Origin of the sequence: Arthrobacter sp. YD4, from assembly GCF_030410515.1 — a bacterium.
GTDB lineage: Bacteria > Actinomycetota > Actinomycetes > Actinomycetales > Micrococcaceae > Arthrobacter.
Genome location: NZ_JAUHHD010000001.1, coordinates 766,866 through 781,905 on the forward strand (window position 1 = coordinate 766,866; position 15,040 = coordinate 781,905).

At 69.6% G+C, this 15,040-nt stretch carries 19 protein-coding genes; 11 read left to right on the top strand and 8 right to left on the bottom strand.

Features of this window, described 5'->3' with window-relative positions:
* The first annotated feature begins 85 nt into the window (after positions 1–85).
* From QWJ39_RS03575 to QWJ39_RS03585, 3 genes are read left to right on the top strand one after another with little or no spacing between them, the layout of a single operon-like run.
* Positions 86–1,030 carry a LysR family transcriptional regulator gene (locus QWJ39_RS03575; protein ID WP_290256317.1) on the top strand — a complete coding sequence of 315 codons (945 nt, stop codon included), beginning with the start codon at positions 86–88 and terminating at the stop codon, positions 1,028–1,030.
* A complete protein-coding gene (locus QWJ39_RS03580) occupies positions 1,027–1,716 on the top strand; it encodes a haloacid dehalogenase type II (protein ID WP_290256318.1) in 690 nt (229 codons plus the stop codon). Before QWJ39_RS03575 ends, QWJ39_RS03580 begins: the two co-directional genes overlap by 4 nt.
* 2 nt (positions 1,717–1,718) lie before the next feature.
* Positions 1,719–2,162, top strand: coding sequence for a YdeI/OmpD-associated family protein (locus tag QWJ39_RS03585; protein WP_290256319.1), 444 nt, complete (start codon positions 1,719–1,721; stop codon positions 2,160–2,162).
* Between the two features lie 35 nt (positions 2,163–2,197).
* Here the strand turns inward: QWJ39_RS03585 and QWJ39_RS03590 are convergent, their stop codons facing one another.
* Complete coding sequence (locus QWJ39_RS03590; RefSeq protein WP_290256320.1) at positions 2,198–3,226, bottom strand: NAD(P)/FAD-dependent oxidoreductase; 1,029 nt, start codon at positions 3,224–3,226, stop codon at positions 2,198–2,200.
* A gap of 121 nt (positions 3,227–3,347) precedes the next feature.
* Between QWJ39_RS03590 and QWJ39_RS03595 the strand changes: the two genes are divergently transcribed.
* Positions 3,348–3,977, top strand: a complete 630-nt coding sequence (locus QWJ39_RS03595) for an XRE family transcriptional regulator (RefSeq protein ID WP_290256321.1) — start codon at positions 3,348–3,350, stop codon at positions 3,975–3,977.
* 16 nt (positions 3,978–3,993) lie between these two features.
* Here the strand turns inward: QWJ39_RS03595 and QWJ39_RS03600 are convergent, their stop codons facing one another.
* Entirely contained in the window at positions 3,994–4,914 is a 921-nt protein-coding gene (locus QWJ39_RS03600; protein ID WP_290256322.1) for a 2-hydroxyacid dehydrogenase, read from the bottom strand.
* A gap of 182 nt (positions 4,915–5,096) precedes the next feature.
* On the opposite strand from QWJ39_RS03600, the gene QWJ39_RS03605 reads away from it, so the two are divergent.
* On the top strand, positions 5,097–6,071 hold the full coding sequence (locus QWJ39_RS03605) for a serine hydrolase (RefSeq protein ID WP_290256323.1): 975 nt from the start codon (positions 5,097–5,099) through the stop codon (positions 6,069–6,071).
* A gap of 58 nt (positions 6,072–6,129) precedes the next feature.
* Here the strand turns inward: QWJ39_RS03605 and QWJ39_RS03610 are convergent, their stop codons facing one another.
* The gene (locus tag QWJ39_RS03610) at positions 6,130–6,279 is read right to left on the bottom strand and encodes a hypothetical protein (RefSeq protein ID WP_290256497.1); all 150 of its coding nucleotides are present in this window, start codon (positions 6,277–6,279) and stop codon (positions 6,130–6,132) included.
* Positions 6,280–6,483: 204 nt separating this feature from the next.
* Between QWJ39_RS03610 and QWJ39_RS03615 the strand changes: the two genes are divergently transcribed.
* On the top strand, positions 6,484–7,320 hold the full coding sequence (locus QWJ39_RS03615; RefSeq protein ID WP_290256324.1) for an alpha/beta hydrolase: 837 nt from the start codon (positions 6,484–6,486) through the stop codon (positions 7,318–7,320).
* 131 nt (positions 7,321–7,451) lie between these two features.
* On the opposite strand, the gene QWJ39_RS03620 is transcribed toward QWJ39_RS03615, so the two are convergent.
* From QWJ39_RS03620 to QWJ39_RS03635, 4 genes are all read right to left on the bottom strand, one after another.
* Complete coding sequence (locus QWJ39_RS03620) at positions 7,452–8,477, bottom strand: serine hydrolase (protein WP_290256325.1); 1,026 nt, start codon at positions 8,475–8,477, stop codon at positions 7,452–7,454.
* A gap of 123 nt (positions 8,478–8,600) precedes the next feature.
* Positions 8,601–8,852: a hypothetical protein gene (locus QWJ39_RS03625; protein WP_290256326.1), complete on the bottom strand. Its 252-nt coding sequence runs from the start codon at positions 8,850–8,852 to the stop codon at positions 8,601–8,603.
* The gene (locus QWJ39_RS03630; protein ID WP_290256488.1) at positions 8,849–9,568 is read right to left on the bottom strand and encodes a uracil-DNA glycosylase; all 720 of its coding nucleotides are present in this window, start codon (positions 9,566–9,568) and stop codon (positions 8,849–8,851) included. The genes QWJ39_RS03625 and QWJ39_RS03630 overlap by 4 nt, the downstream gene beginning before the upstream one ends.
* Before the next feature lie 54 nt (positions 9,569–9,622).
* Complete coding sequence (locus QWJ39_RS03635) at positions 9,623–10,606, bottom strand: aldo/keto reductase (protein WP_290256327.1); 984 nt, start codon at positions 10,604–10,606, stop codon at positions 9,623–9,625.
* 73 nt (positions 10,607–10,679) lie between these two features.
* Between QWJ39_RS03635 and QWJ39_RS03640 the strand changes: the two genes are divergently transcribed.
* From QWJ39_RS03640 to QWJ39_RS03655, 4 genes are all read left to right on the top strand, one after another.
* Positions 10,680–10,844 carry a glycine zipper domain-containing protein gene (locus tag QWJ39_RS03640; protein WP_290256328.1) on the top strand — a complete coding sequence of 55 codons (165 nt, stop codon included), beginning with the start codon at positions 10,680–10,682 and terminating at the stop codon, positions 10,842–10,844.
* Positions 10,845–10,853: 9 nt separating this feature from the next.
* On the top strand, positions 10,854–11,660 hold the full coding sequence (locus tag QWJ39_RS03645) for a TIM barrel protein (RefSeq protein ID WP_290256329.1): 807 nt from the start codon (positions 10,854–10,856) through the stop codon (positions 11,658–11,660).
* A gap of 82 nt (positions 11,661–11,742) precedes the next feature.
* Complete coding sequence (gene bcp, locus QWJ39_RS03650) at positions 11,743–12,219, top strand: thioredoxin-dependent thiol peroxidase (protein ID WP_290256330.1); 477 nt, start codon at positions 11,743–11,745, stop codon at positions 12,217–12,219.
* Positions 12,220–12,421: 202 nt separating this feature from the next.
* Positions 12,422–13,369 (top strand): hypothetical protein, encoded by a 948-nt coding sequence (locus QWJ39_RS03655; protein WP_290256331.1) that lies wholly within the window; start codon positions 12,422–12,424, stop codon positions 13,367–13,369.
* A gap of 238 nt (positions 13,370–13,607) precedes the next feature.
* On the opposite strand, the gene QWJ39_RS03660 is transcribed toward QWJ39_RS03655, so the two are convergent.
* On the bottom strand, positions 13,608–14,456 hold the full coding sequence (locus QWJ39_RS03660) for a methyltransferase domain-containing protein (RefSeq protein ID WP_290256332.1): 849 nt from the start codon (positions 14,454–14,456) through the stop codon (positions 13,608–13,610).
* A gap of 210 nt (positions 14,457–14,666) precedes the next feature.
* On the opposite strand from QWJ39_RS03660, the gene QWJ39_RS03665 reads away from it, so the two are divergent.
* Entirely contained in the window at positions 14,667–14,996 is a 330-nt protein-coding gene (locus QWJ39_RS03665; protein ID WP_290256333.1) for a hypothetical protein, read from the top strand.
* Positions 14,997–15,040 lie beyond the last annotated feature (44 nt).

Genomic DNA, 15,040 nt, shown 5'->3' on the forward strand with positions numbered 1-15,040 from the left:
GCTTCCCTCTCTACGATCCGGCAGCGGAGGCTTCAGCACAATCACGATAAATTCCACACCTATTCACTTTTGCTAAAGTCAGGGAATGGCAAAGCTTGATCTTCACCGGCTCCACCTGCTCCGCGAAGTGCACCGTTCCGGGTCCCTGACCTCCGCGGCGGCGGCCCTGTCCTTCACCACTTCCGCCGTCTCGCAGCAGATCGCGAAGCTCGAACACGAGGTGGGCGTCTCCCTGGTGGACCGGCAGCCGCGCGGCGTTGTCCTGACCGAGGCAGGGCTGGCGCTCGTGGGCTACGCGGACAGCATCGACCGCACCATTGAGGCGGCCCGGGCGGAAATGGACGAGTTCGCCGGACTCCGCCGGGGACAGCTGCGGATGGGCACCTTCCCCACGGTGGGCGCCTCGCTGATGCCGGATGTGGTGCTGGCGTTCCGGGCCCGGCACCCGGACGTGGCAGTGACGGTGATCAGCGCCCGGCGCGAGGGGCTGCTGGAGTCGCTGCGCCGGCGCGACGTCGAGCTGACCCTGCTCTGGGACTACCCGTGGCAGGAGATCGCGGACGAGGACCTCTCCCTGGTCCGGCTGATGAACGACCCCACCATGCTGCTGGTGCAGCGCGACCACCCCCTGGCCGGGAAGAAGTCGGTGCGGATCGAGGCCCTGCGGGACCAGGAGTGGATTGTCCGGGATGAGCACCCTGTGGCGGACGTGCTCCGGCGCGTCTGCCGCGAGGCCGGGTTCGAGCCCCGGATCGCCTTCGACGCCAACGACTACCAGGAGACCCAGGGCATGGTGGCGGCGGGGATCGGAATCGCCCTGGCCCCACAGCTCGCGCTCAGCGCCCTGCGGCCCGACGTCGTCGCCGTTCCCCTCGCCGGCGCCCCGAAACGCCGGATCCTCCTGGCCCAGCTGGCCAACCGCAGACTGAGCCCGGCGGCGCAGCAGGCGGCCGCGGTCTTCCGGTCGACGGCGAAGCGCCGGGCCGCGGGGCGTATAACGGAGATACCGGCAACCGAGGAGCAGGCATGACCGCAACGCCTTCCGTCATCGTCTTTGACGTCAACGAAACCCTGTCCGACATGTCGCCGATGGGCGGTCGCTTCGAGGAGGTGGGAGCGCCGGTGGAGCTGGCAAAGCTCTGGTTTGCCTCCCTGCTGCGCGACGGCTTCGCACTGGCCGCGGCCGGTAGCAACCAGGGCTTCGCCGCGATCGGCGCGGCCGTCCTCCGCGAGTTGTTCGCCCGTGCTGAGTTGAACCGTCCGCTGGACGACGCGGTGCAACACGTGATGGACGGTTTCGGCAGCCTGGATGTCCACTCCGACGTCCCCGACGGGATCCGGTCTCTGGCCGACGCCGGGTACCGGCTGGTCACGCTCAGCAACGGTTCGGCGCGGATCGCCGGGAAACTGCTGGACGACGCCGGGATCCGGGAGTCGTTCGAGGCGCTGCTCTCGGTGGAGGACGCGCCCGCCTGGAAGCCTGCGCGGGCGTCCTACGAGTACGCGGCCTCCAGGTTAGGCGTGGAGCCGGGAGAAATGCTGCTGGTGGCCGTGCACCCGTGGGACATCCACGGCGCCGCCCGGGCCGGCCTCCGGACCGCGTGGTTGAACCGGTCCGGCGGCGGCTACCCCGCCCACTTCGAGGCGCCGGACATCACCGTGGCGGCTCTGACCGAACTTCCCTCCGCGCTGGCGCCCGCCCGGGGCATACTGTGAGCATGAAATTCACCACCACAATCCAGGGCAGCGGCACCAAGACAGGCATCGTCGTGCCGCAGGAAGTGGTCGACGCACTGGGCGCCGGACGGAAACCGCCCGTGGTGGTCACCATCAACGGCGCCAGCTACCGCAGCAGCATCGCGGTGATGGGCGGGCAAAACATGATCGGCGTCAGCGCCGCCAACCGGGCCCTGACGGGCGTGGCCGGCGGCGACACCGTGGAGGTCGACGTCGAGGTGGATACCCAGCCCCGCGTCGTCGAGGTCCCGGAGGACCTGGCCGCCGCGCTGGAGGCGGACCCGGAGGCGAAGGCGTTCTACGCGACGCTCAACTACAGCAGCCAGCGCCGGTACGTGGAGCCGCTGGCCGACGCGAAGACCGCGGAGACGCGGGCGCGCCGGGTGGCGAAGGTGGTGGCCGACCTCCGGGCCGGGAAGAAGTAGCAGCCCCAGTGGCGGTTCCCGGCGTCGTCCCATTCCTATCCGTTCGGGACCGCCAAGCCGTAGCGCCGCTGCCCCAGCACGGCCTTGAAGGCTGCGTCCTCCGAGGCGGCGGAGAAGGGGCCGAAGCGCCCCTCTACGGCCCAGCGGGTGTCTTCGTCGATGAGATCCGCGTTGATCCGGGCCCCGCTCATGACCCCATCGGCTGCCGCGGTGACCACCTGCGCCATCGGGTTCGAGACGTTGCCGGCCGCGTACACGCCGCGGACGGCTGTGGCGCCACCCATGGGGTCGGCCTCCACGAACCGGCCTGCCCCCGACGGGTGCGGCTGTGACGTCAGTCCAAGGGACTCAAGAAGGTGGGAGCGGGCCTCCAGCCGGGACGCGACCGCCAACGCCTGGAGGTCGAAGGCGTGTCCCGAGCGGAGGGTGACGCCCCGCAGGACGCCGTCCGCGGCGTCGACCGAGGCCACCGCACCATCCACCACCGTGATGGAGCGTGCCGCCAGCTTTTCCCATTCCTCGTCGGTGGGTTGCAACGTGTCGTTGACGAACAAGGTGATTTCCGGCGACCACTGGCGGAACAGCAAGGCCTGATGCATGGACAGCGGCCCCGTGCCCAGCACCCCGATCCGTTGCCCGCGGATTTCCCAGCCGTGGCAGTAGGGACAGTGCACCACGCCCTTGCCCCACTGCTCCCGGAGCCCTTCGATCGGGGGCAGCTCGTCGGTCAGGCCGGTGGTGACCAGAAGCCGCCGCCCCGAAATCCGGCGCCCGTCGCCGGTCATCACATCGAAACCGTCGGGGGTGCGCCGGGCCGAGACCGCCTCGCCGTCGATCAGCGTACCCCCGTAGGAAAGCACTTCCCGCCGGCCGGCGGCCAGCAGCTCGCCGGGCCTGATTCCGTCCCGGGAGAGGAACCCGTGCACGCCCGCCGCCGGCGCATTGCGGGGGGCACCGGAATCAATGACCACCACCGAGCGCAGCGCCCGGGCCAGGGTGGTGGCCGCGCTGAGACCGGCTGCGCCGCCGCCCACAACCACAACATCACATCGCGTGTTTTCCATACTGCTGAGCCTCTCGATCTGTCGCTAAATCTCCCCGCCTCCGCGGGCGGGGCATAGCAACAGCCTGATACTCCTGCGCATAAACTGGCAAAGAAGTTTGCCATTCTGGCAAACTGGGTGCATGACAAACGACCTCGACGCCGTCCTCGGAGCGGTGGGCCCGCGGCTCAAGGCACTCCGCGTCGAACGAAACCTCACCCTCACCGAGGTTGCCGCCGCCTCCGAGGTGTCCGCCAGCACCCTGTCACGTCTCGAAGCGGGCCAGCGGCGGCCCAATCTGGAGCTCCTGCTCCCCCTCGCGCGGCTCTACGGGGTGCCCCTCGATGACATGGTCGATGCCCCGTCCACCGGGGATCCGAGAATCCACCTCAAGCCCATTACCCACGCCGGGATGACGGCCGTCCCACTCACCCGCCGCCCGGGCGGTTTGCAGGCCTTCAAGATGGTCCTGGAAGGCGACGCCCGCGGGGAGGAACCGGATCCGCGCGTTCACGAGGGCTACGAGTGGCTCTATGTCCTCAATGGCAGGCTGCGCTTGGTCCTGGGCGACAAAGACTTCGAACTGCGCCCAGGCGAGGCCGCCGAGTTCGACACCCACACGCCGCACTGGTTTGCCAGCGCCGACGGCCGGCCGGTCGAGTTGATCAGCCTGTTCGGCCAGCAGGGCGAGCGGATGCACGTTCGCGCCCGGCCGAAGACTGCATCACCCGGGCTCGGGCGGGACGCTTCGAGTCCGGGAGCGGGCTCCTGACGGTCTCCGGTGCGGCCTAGCCGTTCAGCACCACGTTGACGGGCGGTTCGCCGGCCAGCATCAGGTCGATCTGGCGCTGCAGCAGCTTGCCCATCCGGGGGCGCATCGCGGCGGAGGCACCGCCCACATGCGGTGTGATGATGACACCGGGAATCTCCCAGAGCGGGTGGTCGGCGGGCAGCGGTTCGGGATCGGTGACGTCGACGGCGGCGCGGATACGGCCGGCGGAGGTGTGCTTGACCAGCGCGTCGGTGTCAGCCACCGGGCCACGGGCGATGTTGACCAGCAGGGCGCCGTCGGGCATGGCGGAGAGGAACGCGTCGTCAATCAGGTGCCGGGTGGAGTCGCTGAGCGGGACGCCGACAATGACGATGTCGTGCTCTGGCAGCAGGGCGTGGAGTGCGTCGATGCCGTGGATGGGTCCACGGTCATCGGTCCGGGCGCGGCTGGCCACGCGGGTCACCATGGTCTCAAAGGGCAGGAGCCGGTCCTCGATGGCCTTGCCCACGCCGCCGTAGCCCACGATCAGCACGCGCTGGTCCGCCAGGCTGGCGGTGGGCCGACCCTCCCAGCGGCGTTCGCGCTGGTTCTTCAGGATGCGGGGGAACTCGCGCTGGCTGGCCAGGATCAGCGCCAGGGTCAGTTCCGCGGTGGAGGTCTCGTGCACGCTGGCGGCGTTGGCGAAGACGTGACCGTTCGGCAGGAACTCCGCCACGCCGTCGTACCCGATCGACTGGCTCTGCACCAGCCCCGTCTCCACGCCTTCCAGGCCGCGCAGCACCGCCGGGCCGCCCATGTACGGCGGCACCACAATGTCGAGCCGCGGCATGGGCGGTTCGCCGGAGAGGTCCCACTCCAGGACCGTGACGTCCGGGTCCGGGGTGAGGTAGTCGCGCAGGGTGGCATCCGGCAGGGAGACAGTGATTTTCCTAGGCATGGCAGCCAGCCTAACCGTACGGTCCGACCACGGCCCGCAGCGTCCGCCAGGCGGGAAGCTGGGAGTTGGCCCACACCTGTCCGGCCGGGCCGCGTGGGGCGTGGACTTCGCCGCCACCCGGGCCTAGATTCGAGGCATCCCCCGGCCTGCCGCCCAGGCCAGCACGTGAGAGGCCCCGCACCATGGACTCCCCCGCCCCCGGCAAGCCCGCTCCGGAAAGCTCACGGGTGGGTACCGGGGGTCCTGCGGGCAACGGCCGGGTCGGCCCTGGGGTCAGCCCCCGGGTCCGGGCGCGGCGCCGGATCCTGGCGGTGTGGTCCACGACGGCCCTGGTCCTGGCCGGGGCGATCACCGTGGGAACGGTACGCACCGGGCCGGAGCCAAAGACCGACTTCTGGGCCACGCTGAAGAGCCAGCTCCAGCCCCTGCCCGCCCGGGACGTCAAGGTCAACACGCCGCCGCCCGCCGCCGTCGACCTCTCCGGCGAGATCAAGCGGATTCTGGCCGAGAATCCCGACTACCGGATCGGCGTCGTCGTGCAGGACACCCGGGGCGGCGAGCCGCAGCGCTTCGGCGACACCGCCGATTACACCGCCGCCAGCACCGCCAAAATCCTGACCGCGGTGGCGTACTACGCGCTGGTGGAGCGGGGCAAACGCTCGCTGGACACCCCGCTGGGCAGCTACGACGCCGGTTTCCAGATCCAGGCGATGGTCAACACCAGCAGCGACGACTCCTGGCTGCTGCTGATGAACGACATCGGCTACCCGGAGCTGATCAAATACGCGGCATCGATCGGCATCAGCTACGACCCGGAAAAGAACCTGCTAACCCCCGTCGAGATGGCGTCACTGCTCAAGCAGCTTTACGCCGGGCAGTTGCTCAGCCCCGAGCACACCGAGGAACTGCTGGGCTTCATGCAGCACACCAACGACGAGGAACTGATCCCCGCCGCGGTCCCGGAAGGCGTGACGGTCAGCCACAAGTACGGCCTGCTCGAGGGGTTCGTGCACGACGCCGCCGTGCTCAGCTCCGGCAACGCCGCCTACGCCGTGGCGATCTACACCTGGGGCGGATCCGACGCCGACAGCCCGGAGCGGATCGAGGTCTTCCACGAACTGACGACGGCGGTCACCGGGGCGCTGTTCCGGCGCTAGGGGCGGGTGCGACTTGCCTGGTGCGGGCGCTCGATTCAGGGGCGCTCGCACCGGGAGGTCAGCGGCCGAAGAGCTTGGCGAAGAAGCCGGTCTTGGGCTCGTTCTCGTGCCCCTTGCAGCGGTCCGCGGCCTTGACGCCGCGCATCACCTGGTCAACGTGCTGGCCACAGCCAGCCCAGGTGGTCTTTCCGCATTTCCTGCAGGTCACTGCACGGCACATTCGCTACTCCCTTGTTGATGGTCTTCGTAGCTTCAGTATACCCCCGGGGGTATTTTCTGCAAGGTGACGGAACGGCCGGCAGCCACCGGTCGTTGGTTCCCTTCAGTGGGCGCTTCCCTTCAGCGGCGCAGCTGCCCGCAGAGACGTCAGACCGAACAGATCAGAGCACGACAGTACCGAGAGGACCGCTCCATGGCTTACATCAAGGTTGGCACCGAGAACACCACCGACGTCGAGCTTTACTACGAGGATCACGGCAGCGGCCAGCCCGTCATCCTGATCCACGGCTACCCGTTGGATGGCTCATCCTGGGAGAAGCAGACCACTGCGCTGCTCTCCGCAGGCTACCGTGTAATCACCTACGACCGCCGCGGCTTCGGCAAGTCCAGCAAGCCCACCGACGGCTATGACTACGACACGTTCGCCGCCGATCTGGACACCCTGATGAACGGGCTGGACCTGAACGATGCCGTCCTGGTCGGCTTCTCAATGGGCACCGGCGAGGTAGGCCGGTACCTGGGCCGCTACGGCTCCTCCCGGGTGGCGAAGGCCGTTTTCCTCGGCTCGCTGGAGCCCTACCTGCTGCAGGCGGACGACAACCCCGACGGTGTCCCGCAGTCTGTGTTCGACGGCCTGCTCGAAGCGGTCACCGCGGACCGGTACGCGTTCTTCACCGACTTCTTCAAGAACTTCTATAACAGCGACTCCTTCCTGGGCACCCCGCGGCTCAGCGAGGAGGTCATGCGTGCCGGCTGGAATCTGGCCAGCTCGGCCAGCCCCACCGCGTCCGTCGCCGCCCAGCCGACCTGGCTGACAGACTTCCGCGCCGACGTCGCCAAGATCGACGTGCCTTCCCTGATTGTGCACGGCACCGCCGACAACATCCTGCCGATCGATGCCACCGGCCGGCGCTTCGCCAAGGCCCTGCCGAGCGCGGAGTACGTCGAGATCGAGGGCGCGCCGCACGGCATGCTCTGGACCCACGCCGCCGAGGTCAACGAGGCGCTGCTGGGCTTCCTGGCGAAGTAGTTTCCGGCTCTCCGCGCCGGTTCCCGCATTTCGCGACGATTTCGGACCGGGGCGCCCCTGACCCGGGGTGCGCCGGTCCGAATCCGCCGCGGCTTTCCGTTCCCGGCGCGGTAAGAAGTCCCAGGTTGGAGTCAGAAGAGGGCGCCGGTCACCGCGCCGGTGATCTGGTGGATGATGTCGGTCCGCGTGGGGACACTGTCCAGGTCATCGCCCTTGGTGTAGACCACCAGGGCGTAAGCGCGGCCGTCCTTGGCGAGGATACCGGCGTCGTGCAGTTCGCCGCCGAGCAGGCCGTACTTGTGGAACACGGTGATGCCGGCGGGGACGGCGGCCGGGATGAGGGTCTCGTCGTTGGTGTCCTGCATGGTGGACAGCAGCTGGGAGGTGTCCGCGGGGTCCAGCAGCTTGCCGGAGTAGAGGTCGGTCAGGATACGTGCCGTGTCCGCCGGCGCCAGGGTGTTGCTCTCCGGCGTGTACTGGATGCCCAGCGCGGACGCGTAGTCGGAGAGGTTGCTGTGGCCGATCGCGTCCATGATCAGCGACCACGAGTCATTGTCGCTTTGCTGGATCATCGCCTGGAGCTGGAAGCCGGCGGAGTAGGCGCCAAGTGTTCCGGTCAAGGTCGCCTCGCCGGTTTCCACCAGGTGGTAGTAGGCGGCCGCGGCCAGGACCTTCGCGGTGCTGGCGGCTTCGAACTGCTCCTCCACGCCGTATTGGTGCATCGCATCGCCGGCTGTGATGTCCTGCAGCGCGACGCCGATTTGGTACTCCGGGTTGGCGTCGATGATGGCGTTGATCTTCGCGTCGAGGCCGGCGTCGATCGTGCCAGCAGGGGTGGCAGTGGAAGCGGCTGCTGCGGGAGCGGCTGAAGTGGGAGCAACTGTCGGAGCAGCAGCGGCGGGGGACGCGGGGGCCGGCGTTGCCGGGGACGCGGGGGCAGCGGCGTTCACCGTCGGGGCGGCCGCAGCCACGGGCGACGACGGCGCCACGCCGGAGTTTGCGAGGGCATGGATGCCGGTGGTCAGCAGCGCGCCCAGCAGGAGGGTCGAGCCCGCCAGGACGACAGCCCGTCGGAGCCGGAAAGTCCGGGAGGGCAGCGTCCCGGGTCTGCGGGCCGACGTGGTGGTGCGGCCCTTCCGGGACGTGCTGTTTTCCATGGGGACAAGCTAGCCCTCGAAGCTATGCCGGAGCTATGAAACGGCTGGAGCTTGGCCGCCCGTCAACGCGGCGCTTCCAGCCCACGCGCGGGGCCGGGTGAGTGGACCCGCGATGCCCCGTGGCTAGACCTCGTCGTCCCAGGTGCCCTCGGCCGCGGCGTCTTCGGGCTTGCCTCCCGCTTGCTCGTCTTCCGGGCCGACATAGGCCGCCGGGACGGTGCCCGCGGCCTGGGTCATCTGCTCCTCGCGGATGTTCCCGGCGGTTCCCGCTTCCGGGTGCGGCTGCGGCTGCGGCTGTTCGTTGGGGGCGGCGTCCGGGTCGCCGGGACCGCGCAGGTCGGCGGGCTCAGTTTCGGGCTGGTTCGGGTCGCTCATGATGTGCCTTTCGTCCGCGGCTGGCGTTTACACCACCCTAGCCCCGTGGGCCCCGGGGCGGCCGGCTCCCGGGGCATTCCGGCGTCGAACAATTCCTCCAGCCCGCGCTTGAATCCTGCCCGGCCGCCGTGCGCTGGGTGACGGATCTTCGGGGCGTGGACGCCGCTGCGCAGCAGGCTCCGGTGGGCGATGTTGCCGACTGCCACGACGGTGGAGATTCCGAACAGCGCCATCAGTTCCTCCCTGAAGGGAATGCCCGCGGCCGCCTCCGCCGCCGAGGGGGTGCGGTTGGACTGCGGCTGACCCGGCTTGTGGGTGTGCCAGGGGCAGGCGCTCCAGAGCAGGGGCGGGAAGTCGAGCTCGGCCAGGACCTCCCACATCACGGTGGCGGTCGGCTCGGCGGCCACCCCGGCGGCGTCCGGCGGGAGTTCGTAGGCCTGGTCCTTACCGAACAGGCCGAAGTGGTTGGGCGCTCCGGTGAACATGCCCCGGTTGGTGAAGGGCACGCCGGTGAGCCGCATGCCGCGGAAACCCGGCGCCTCACCCAGCAGCAACACCGGTGGCCGCCGGTCCAACAGCGACTGCAGGTAGAGCTCCAGGTTCCGCCGCCGGATGGCGTTCGCGGGAACGGTGTCGGCGAAGAAGTTGTTGCAGGCGGGGCCTGGTTCCGTGGCGGCCAGCCGCCGCACGAAACCGTGGATCGCCGCCGTCGTCATCGCCACCGTCGCCATGGGCTGCGTCGTCATGGGAAGTGCCAGCGGGATGAGCCGCTACCAGCGGGGGTGGATCGCCGCCCGGAAGTAGCGGTCGTAAATTTCGTGGACGCCGACGTCGAACGTGGCGTCGATGCCCCGGACGGATGCCGCCTCCGCGTTGGCCCGCGCCTGGTCCACGCTGCGGGCACCCGGGATCACCGTGCTGACGCCGTCCTGCGCCGCCACCCAGGCGAGCGCCGCCTGGGCGGTGCTGACGCCGTCGGGCACCAACTGCTCGAACTCCGCCACCGCCTTCAGCCCCTCCTCGAAATCCACGCCGGAGAACGTCTCGCCGACGTCGAACGCCGAGCCGCTCCGGTTGTAATTGCGGTGATCGTCCGGGGCGAACGTGGTCTCCGGCGTGTACTTGCCCGAGAGCAGCCCGGAGGCGAGCGGCACGCGGGTGATGATGCCTACGCCCGCCGCCTGCGCCGCCGGCAGCAACTCGTCCAGCGGCTTGAGCCGGAACGCGTTCAGGATGATCTGCACCGTGGCCGTGCCCTCGTGCCGGAGCGCCTCCATGGCCTCATCCACCCGCTCCACGCTGACGCCGTAGTGACGGATGGCGCCCTCCGCCACGAGCGTGTCCAGCGCATCGTAAACCTCCGCGTTGCTGTAGACGGCCGTGGGCGGGCAGTGCAGCTGGACCAGATCCAGCTGGTCAACGCCGAGGTTGCGGCGGGAGCGGTCCGTCCACGCGCGGAAATTCTCCAAGGTGTAATTTTCCGGCCGCTGCTCCACCCGGCGGCCCATCTTGGTGGCCACGGTGATGTCCAGGTCCGGGTTCGCGGCGAGGAAGGCGCCGATGGCCTGCTCGCTCCGGCCGTCCCCGTAGACGTCCGCGGTGTCGAAGAACGTCACGCCGGCCTCCGCCGAGGCGCCGAGAATGGCCTGCGCTTCCGCCGCGTCCACGGTGCCCCAGTCCGCGCCGAGCTGCCAGGTCCCCAGCCCGATCACGGAGACATTCCTACCGGTCTTGCCCAAGAGTCGCTGTTCCATGGTCCGACTATAGGCCCGGCCACCGACAGTGGAACACGTCGGGCACCGGCCGCGGGCTTGCTAGCCTGAGCCTGTGAAATACGAGTCGCTGTGGATCGGGATGCTCATCGGTGCGGCCATCGGCTATGCGGTCGGTGTGGCCACCGCTGACAAGCCCTTCACCGGGCTGCTCATCGGCGTCGCCGTCGGAGCCCTGGTGGGCCTGGCCGCGCGCCGCGACCCGCGCAAGCGCCGCTAGGAGCACCCCATGACGTTCACCGTGAACTGCTCGATCCTCCTCACCGAGCTGCCGCTGCTGGAACGCCCGGCCGCGGCGCGGGCCGCCGGCTTCGACGCCGTCGAGTTCTGGTGGCCGTTCGCCTCGTCCGTGCCCGGCGACGCCGAGGTGACCCGGTTTGAACGCGCCATCACCGACGCCGGGGTGCAGCTGACCGGACTGAACTTCAACGCCGGGGACATGCCCGGCGGGGACCGGGGCCTGGTCTCGTGGCCGGGCCGGGAGGCGGAATTCCGGGACAACGCCGACGTCGTCGCCGGCATCGGCCGGCGGCTCGGCTGCACGCTCTTCAACGCGTTGTACGGCAACCGGCAGGACGGCCACACACCCGAATCCCAGGACGAGCTGGCGGTCTCGAACCTCGCCGCGGCGGCCGCGGCGGTGGGGCGGATCGGCGGGACCGTGCTGCTCGAACCGGTCAGCAACGCCCCGCACTACCCGCTGCGCCGCGCGGCGGACGCGGTGGACGTGATCAGCCGGGTGCAGCGGGAAACCGGGGCCGGAAACGTCCGGCTGCTGGCCGATTTCTACCACCTCGCCGTCAACGGCGACGACGTCGAAGCGGTCATCGAGGCGCACGCGGCGGACTTCGGCCACGTCCAGATCGCCGACGCTCCGGGCCGGGGCGCCCCGGGAACCGGCGACCTGCCGCTGGAACGGTGGATCGGCCGCAGCCGCGAACTCGGCTACACCGGCCGGGTGGGACTGGAGTACATAGCCCCCGCCGAGTCCGCCTTCGACTGGGCCCTGCGGCAAACGGACCGGGCCACTTCCTGAGGCCGTTGGGTGCGGCGGAATAGGGTCCCGGCGGCCGGTGTTGTGCACCACAGATCAGGCCCACCCGACCAAAGGAGCTCCCATGAGCCAGGCCCCCGTCAAGCTTCAGCCCGGAACCCCGGCCCCCGAATTCACCCTGCCCGACGCCGAGGGAAAGCCCGTCTCGCTGGCCGATTACCGCGGCAAGAACGTCATCGTGTACTTCTACCCGCAGGCGGCGACCCCCGGATGCACCACCGAGGCCTGCGACTTCCGCGACAACCTCGCCTCGCTGCAGGGCTCCGGCTACGAGGTCCTGGGCATTTCCCCCGACGCCCCGGACGCCCTGGCCCACTTCACCGGCGACTTCGCCCTGACCTTCCCGCTGCTCTCCGACGAGAACCACGCCGTGGCGCTGGCCTACGGTGCCTGGGGCGAGAAGCTGGTTCGCGGCGAGATCACCGAGGGAATCGTCCGCTCCACCGTGGTCCTGGACCCGGAGGGCAAGGTCACGCTGGCGCAGTACCAAGTCAAGGCCGACGGCCACGTCGCCGCGCTGAAGGCCGAACTGGGGGTCTAGCGGGGTTCGGGGGGCGGCGGTTCGGCTCCCGCCCGCTAGGGATCCCGGTTTTCGCTGCGGTTTCGGACGGACGCACCCCGGGTCCGGCGGGCGCTCGTCCGGAACCATAGCGAAAACCAGGCGCGGCCCTCCGCCCCCGGCTTTCTCCACATAGCCGCATGCCTCCGTCGCTCCGGTGACGGAGGCGGCGCACTGTGGACGCATGACTCCTTCGTCCCTCATCCTCAGCAGCGATTCGGCCCGGCTCGGCCGGGATGTTCGGACTCTCGGCCGCCGTGCGAGTGCCGGTGAGCTCCGGCGGATCCGGCAGGGTGTCTATGTTCCGGCGTCCGTTTGGGATGCCCTGCCGTTCTGGGACCGGTATCCGCTGCTGATCTTCGCGGCGGCCAGCACGCTGCAGTCCCGGACCGTGTTCTGCCGTCAGTCGGCCGCGGCCCTGTGGGGGCTGCCGCTGCTGGGCCGCTCAGCTGTGGTGCACGCGTGCACGTTCGACGGCGGCGGCGGCCGTTCGCGGGCCGGCGTCAGGCGCCACTTCGTCGAACCGGACGGGCTGGAAGTGGAGGAGCGGGCCGGGCTGCTGGTGACTTCACGGCTCCGGACCGTCTTGGACCTGGCGGCATTCGAGAGCTTCGAACAGGCGGTAACCGTCGTCGACCATGTCCTCTCACCGCGGCCGGAGCTCCCGCCACTGACGAAGGACGAACTCATGGCGGGTATTGGCAATTCCTACTCGGCAGCGGCCGCGCGAAGAATCAAAGCGGCCGTGGACTTCGCGGATGCCGGGTCCGGGTCACCGGGAGAATCGGTCAGCCGCGCGCTGATGCACCGGTTGGGTTTCCAGGCCCCGGTCCTCCAAGCAGAAATCCGGGACGCCCGCGGATTGGCCGGCTACACCGATTTCGAGTGGGAGCTGGAGCGCCTCTGCGGTGAGTTCGACGGCGCGGTGAAGTATCAACGGGCCGAGTTCCTGCAGGGCCGGACCCCCTCGGAGGTGGTGATCGCGGAGAAGCGGCGTGAGGACCGCATCCGCTCCACCGGCCGCCGGGTCATCCGCTGGACCTGGACAGAACTGGCGAGTCCGGAACGGTTTGCAGCCTTCCTCGACACAGAACGGGTTCCGCGCCGCAGGATGAGATCGTGCGGCCCATGACGCATTCGGGTCCGCCCCGCGGCCGAACCTGCTCCGCGCAGAAGGCTGAAGTCGCGCCAATAATGAACCCGCCGCCTTGGGTCAGATCCGCTGCGGTTTCGGACAGCGGCGCCGATTCCGGACCGGCGCGCCCCGGACCCGGTACGCGCCGGTCCGGAACCGTAGCGGAAACCCGAAAACCCCGCGGCCACGGTCCCGGCACCCACCACCTCCGCCCGTGGGATCAGGCACCCACCCGCTAGGGCCGGGTGCCGGAGACGATGGTCGCGGTCGAGCGCAGGCGGATGGCGCCCTCGTGTTCGTAGCGGCCCAGCATCTGGAAGACGTCGGAGCGGATCAGGGACTGCGCTTCCGGCTCGGCCTGGGCGAGGCCGAGGCACACCGTGGTGGCGATGTCCGTCATGAACTGCCAGTAGCTCTCCGGGGACTCGTGGATCAGGTCGGCGCTGACGGACCGCTCCGTCACGTCCGCCAGGCCCGCTTCCCGAAACAGGGCCGGCAGGAATCCCGGCGCCGAGCAGCGGAACACTCCGGGCATCCAGACCGGCGGCGGCATCAGGCCGGCATGCTGGGCGAGGGACCCCAGGACCAGAGTCGCCCAGGGGTTCTGCGCCGCCCGGCCCCACACCGCCGCGCTGATCCGGGCACCGGGCCGGGCCGTCCGCACCATCCGGGCCAGCGCCGCCCGAAGGTCCGGGAAGTACAGGAACCCAAAGCGGCAGAGGACGGCGTCGAACGAGGCATCCGGAAATGGGAGGTCCACCGCGTCGCAGACCGTGAAACTGACATTTTCCAGCCGCGCAGCCGCAGCTTTCTCCTCCGCTACGTGCAGCATCCCGGCGGAAATATCCGTCAGCGCCACGGTGCCCCGCGGCACCAGAGAGGCGGCGGTCAGGCCGGGTTCACCCGTTCCGGCGGCCACGTCCAGCACCGCAAAGTCCGGGCCCAAACGGGCGTCGTCGAGGACGGCGTCGCCGAATGGACCCTGCCAGCCGAGCACCTCCGCGTCCCACTTTTTCCACCCGGCGGCGAAGGAGTCCCAAATGACCCGCTGCTGATCCCGGAGGTTCTCCGCGGAGACTGACATGGTGCTTTCCTCACAGTCCGGACCGCACCCTCCCCCGCAGACCAGTCTGCTCCCCGGGACCGTCGCACGCTAGGGTCCCTTTTCCCGCTGCGGAAACGGACGGGCGCACCCCGGGGCCGGCCCGCGCAGGTCCGATATCGTCGCGGAATCCGCGCCGGTCCGGTATCGGCGCGGGATCCGCACCGGCCGGAGGACAGTAGGCTTAAAGGCATGGCTCCCGAAGACACCCCCGTAGCGCCCGAACGCCGATCCGTCACCGTCCGCCGCGCTCCGAAGTACGTCCCGTTCCTGATCGCGGGCGGCCTGCTGGGCATCGTCGTGGCCGCGGTGATCGCCTACGGGATCCCCACCAGCGACCAGAGCTACGACGCCAACGCCGTCTTCGGGTTCTTCCTGACCTTCTGCATCGCCGGCGGAGCGATTGTCGGCGCCATCGTCGCGCTGATCCTGGACCGGGTCAGCGTGCGCCGGTCCGAGCGCGCCGTCGTCGAATCCGTCCCCGATTCGGTGCCGGACACCGATGACGAAGACCGCGCCTAGGCAGGCAACGAAAGGGCCCCTCATCCCCCGAGGGGTCACATTCG

Coding starts and splice junctions, on each gene's coding strand:
- QWJ39_RS03575 (WP_290256317.1), top strand. CDS start 86: ATGGCAAAGCTTGATCTTCACCGGCTCCACCTGCTCCGCGAAGTGCAC.
- QWJ39_RS03580 (WP_290256318.1), top strand. CDS start 1,027: ATGACCGCAACGCCTTCCGTCATCGTCTTTGACGTCAACGAAACCCTG.
- QWJ39_RS03585 (WP_290256319.1), top strand. CDS start 1,719: ATGAAATTCACCACCACAATCCAGGGCAGCGGCACCAAGACAGGCATC.
- QWJ39_RS03590 (WP_290256320.1), bottom strand. CDS start 3,226: ATGGAAAACACGCGATGTGATGTTGTGGTTGTGGGCGGCGGCGCAGCC.
- QWJ39_RS03595 (WP_290256321.1), top strand. CDS start 3,348: ATGACAAACGACCTCGACGCCGTCCTCGGAGCGGTGGGCCCGCGGCTC.
- QWJ39_RS03600 (WP_290256322.1), bottom strand. CDS start 4,914: ATGCCTAGGAAAATCACTGTCTCCCTGCCGGATGCCACCCTGCGCGAC.
- QWJ39_RS03605 (WP_290256323.1), top strand. CDS start 5,097: ATGGACTCCCCCGCCCCCGGCAAGCCCGCTCCGGAAAGCTCACGGGTG.
- QWJ39_RS03615 (WP_290256324.1), top strand. CDS start 6,484: ATGGCTTACATCAAGGTTGGCACCGAGAACACCACCGACGTCGAGCTT.
- QWJ39_RS03620 (WP_290256325.1), bottom strand. CDS start 8,477: ATGGAAAACAGCACGTCCCGGAAGGGCCGCACCACCACGTCGGCCCGC.
- QWJ39_RS03625 (WP_290256326.1), bottom strand. CDS start 8,852: ATGAGCGACCCGAACCAGCCCGAAACTGAGCCCGCCGACCTGCGCGGT.
- QWJ39_RS03630 (WP_290256488.1), bottom strand. CDS start 9,568: ATGACGACGGCGGCGATCCACGGTTTCGTGCGGCGGCTGGCCGCCACG.
- QWJ39_RS03635 (WP_290256327.1), bottom strand. CDS start 10,606: ATGGAACAGCGACTCTTGGGCAAGACCGGTAGGAATGTCTCCGTGATC.
- QWJ39_RS03645 (WP_290256329.1), top strand. CDS start 10,854: ATGACGTTCACCGTGAACTGCTCGATCCTCCTCACCGAGCTGCCGCTG.
- bcp (WP_290256330.1), top strand. CDS start 11,743: ATGAGCCAGGCCCCCGTCAAGCTTCAGCCCGGAACCCCGGCCCCCGAA.
- QWJ39_RS03655 (WP_290256331.1), top strand. CDS start 12,422: ATGACTCCTTCGTCCCTCATCCTCAGCAGCGATTCGGCCCGGCTCGGC.
- QWJ39_RS03660 (WP_290256332.1), bottom strand. CDS start 14,456: ATGTCAGTCTCCGCGGAGAACCTCCGGGATCAGCAGCGGGTCATTTGG.
- QWJ39_RS03665 (WP_290256333.1), top strand. CDS start 14,667: ATGGCTCCCGAAGACACCCCCGTAGCGCCCGAACGCCGATCCGTCACC.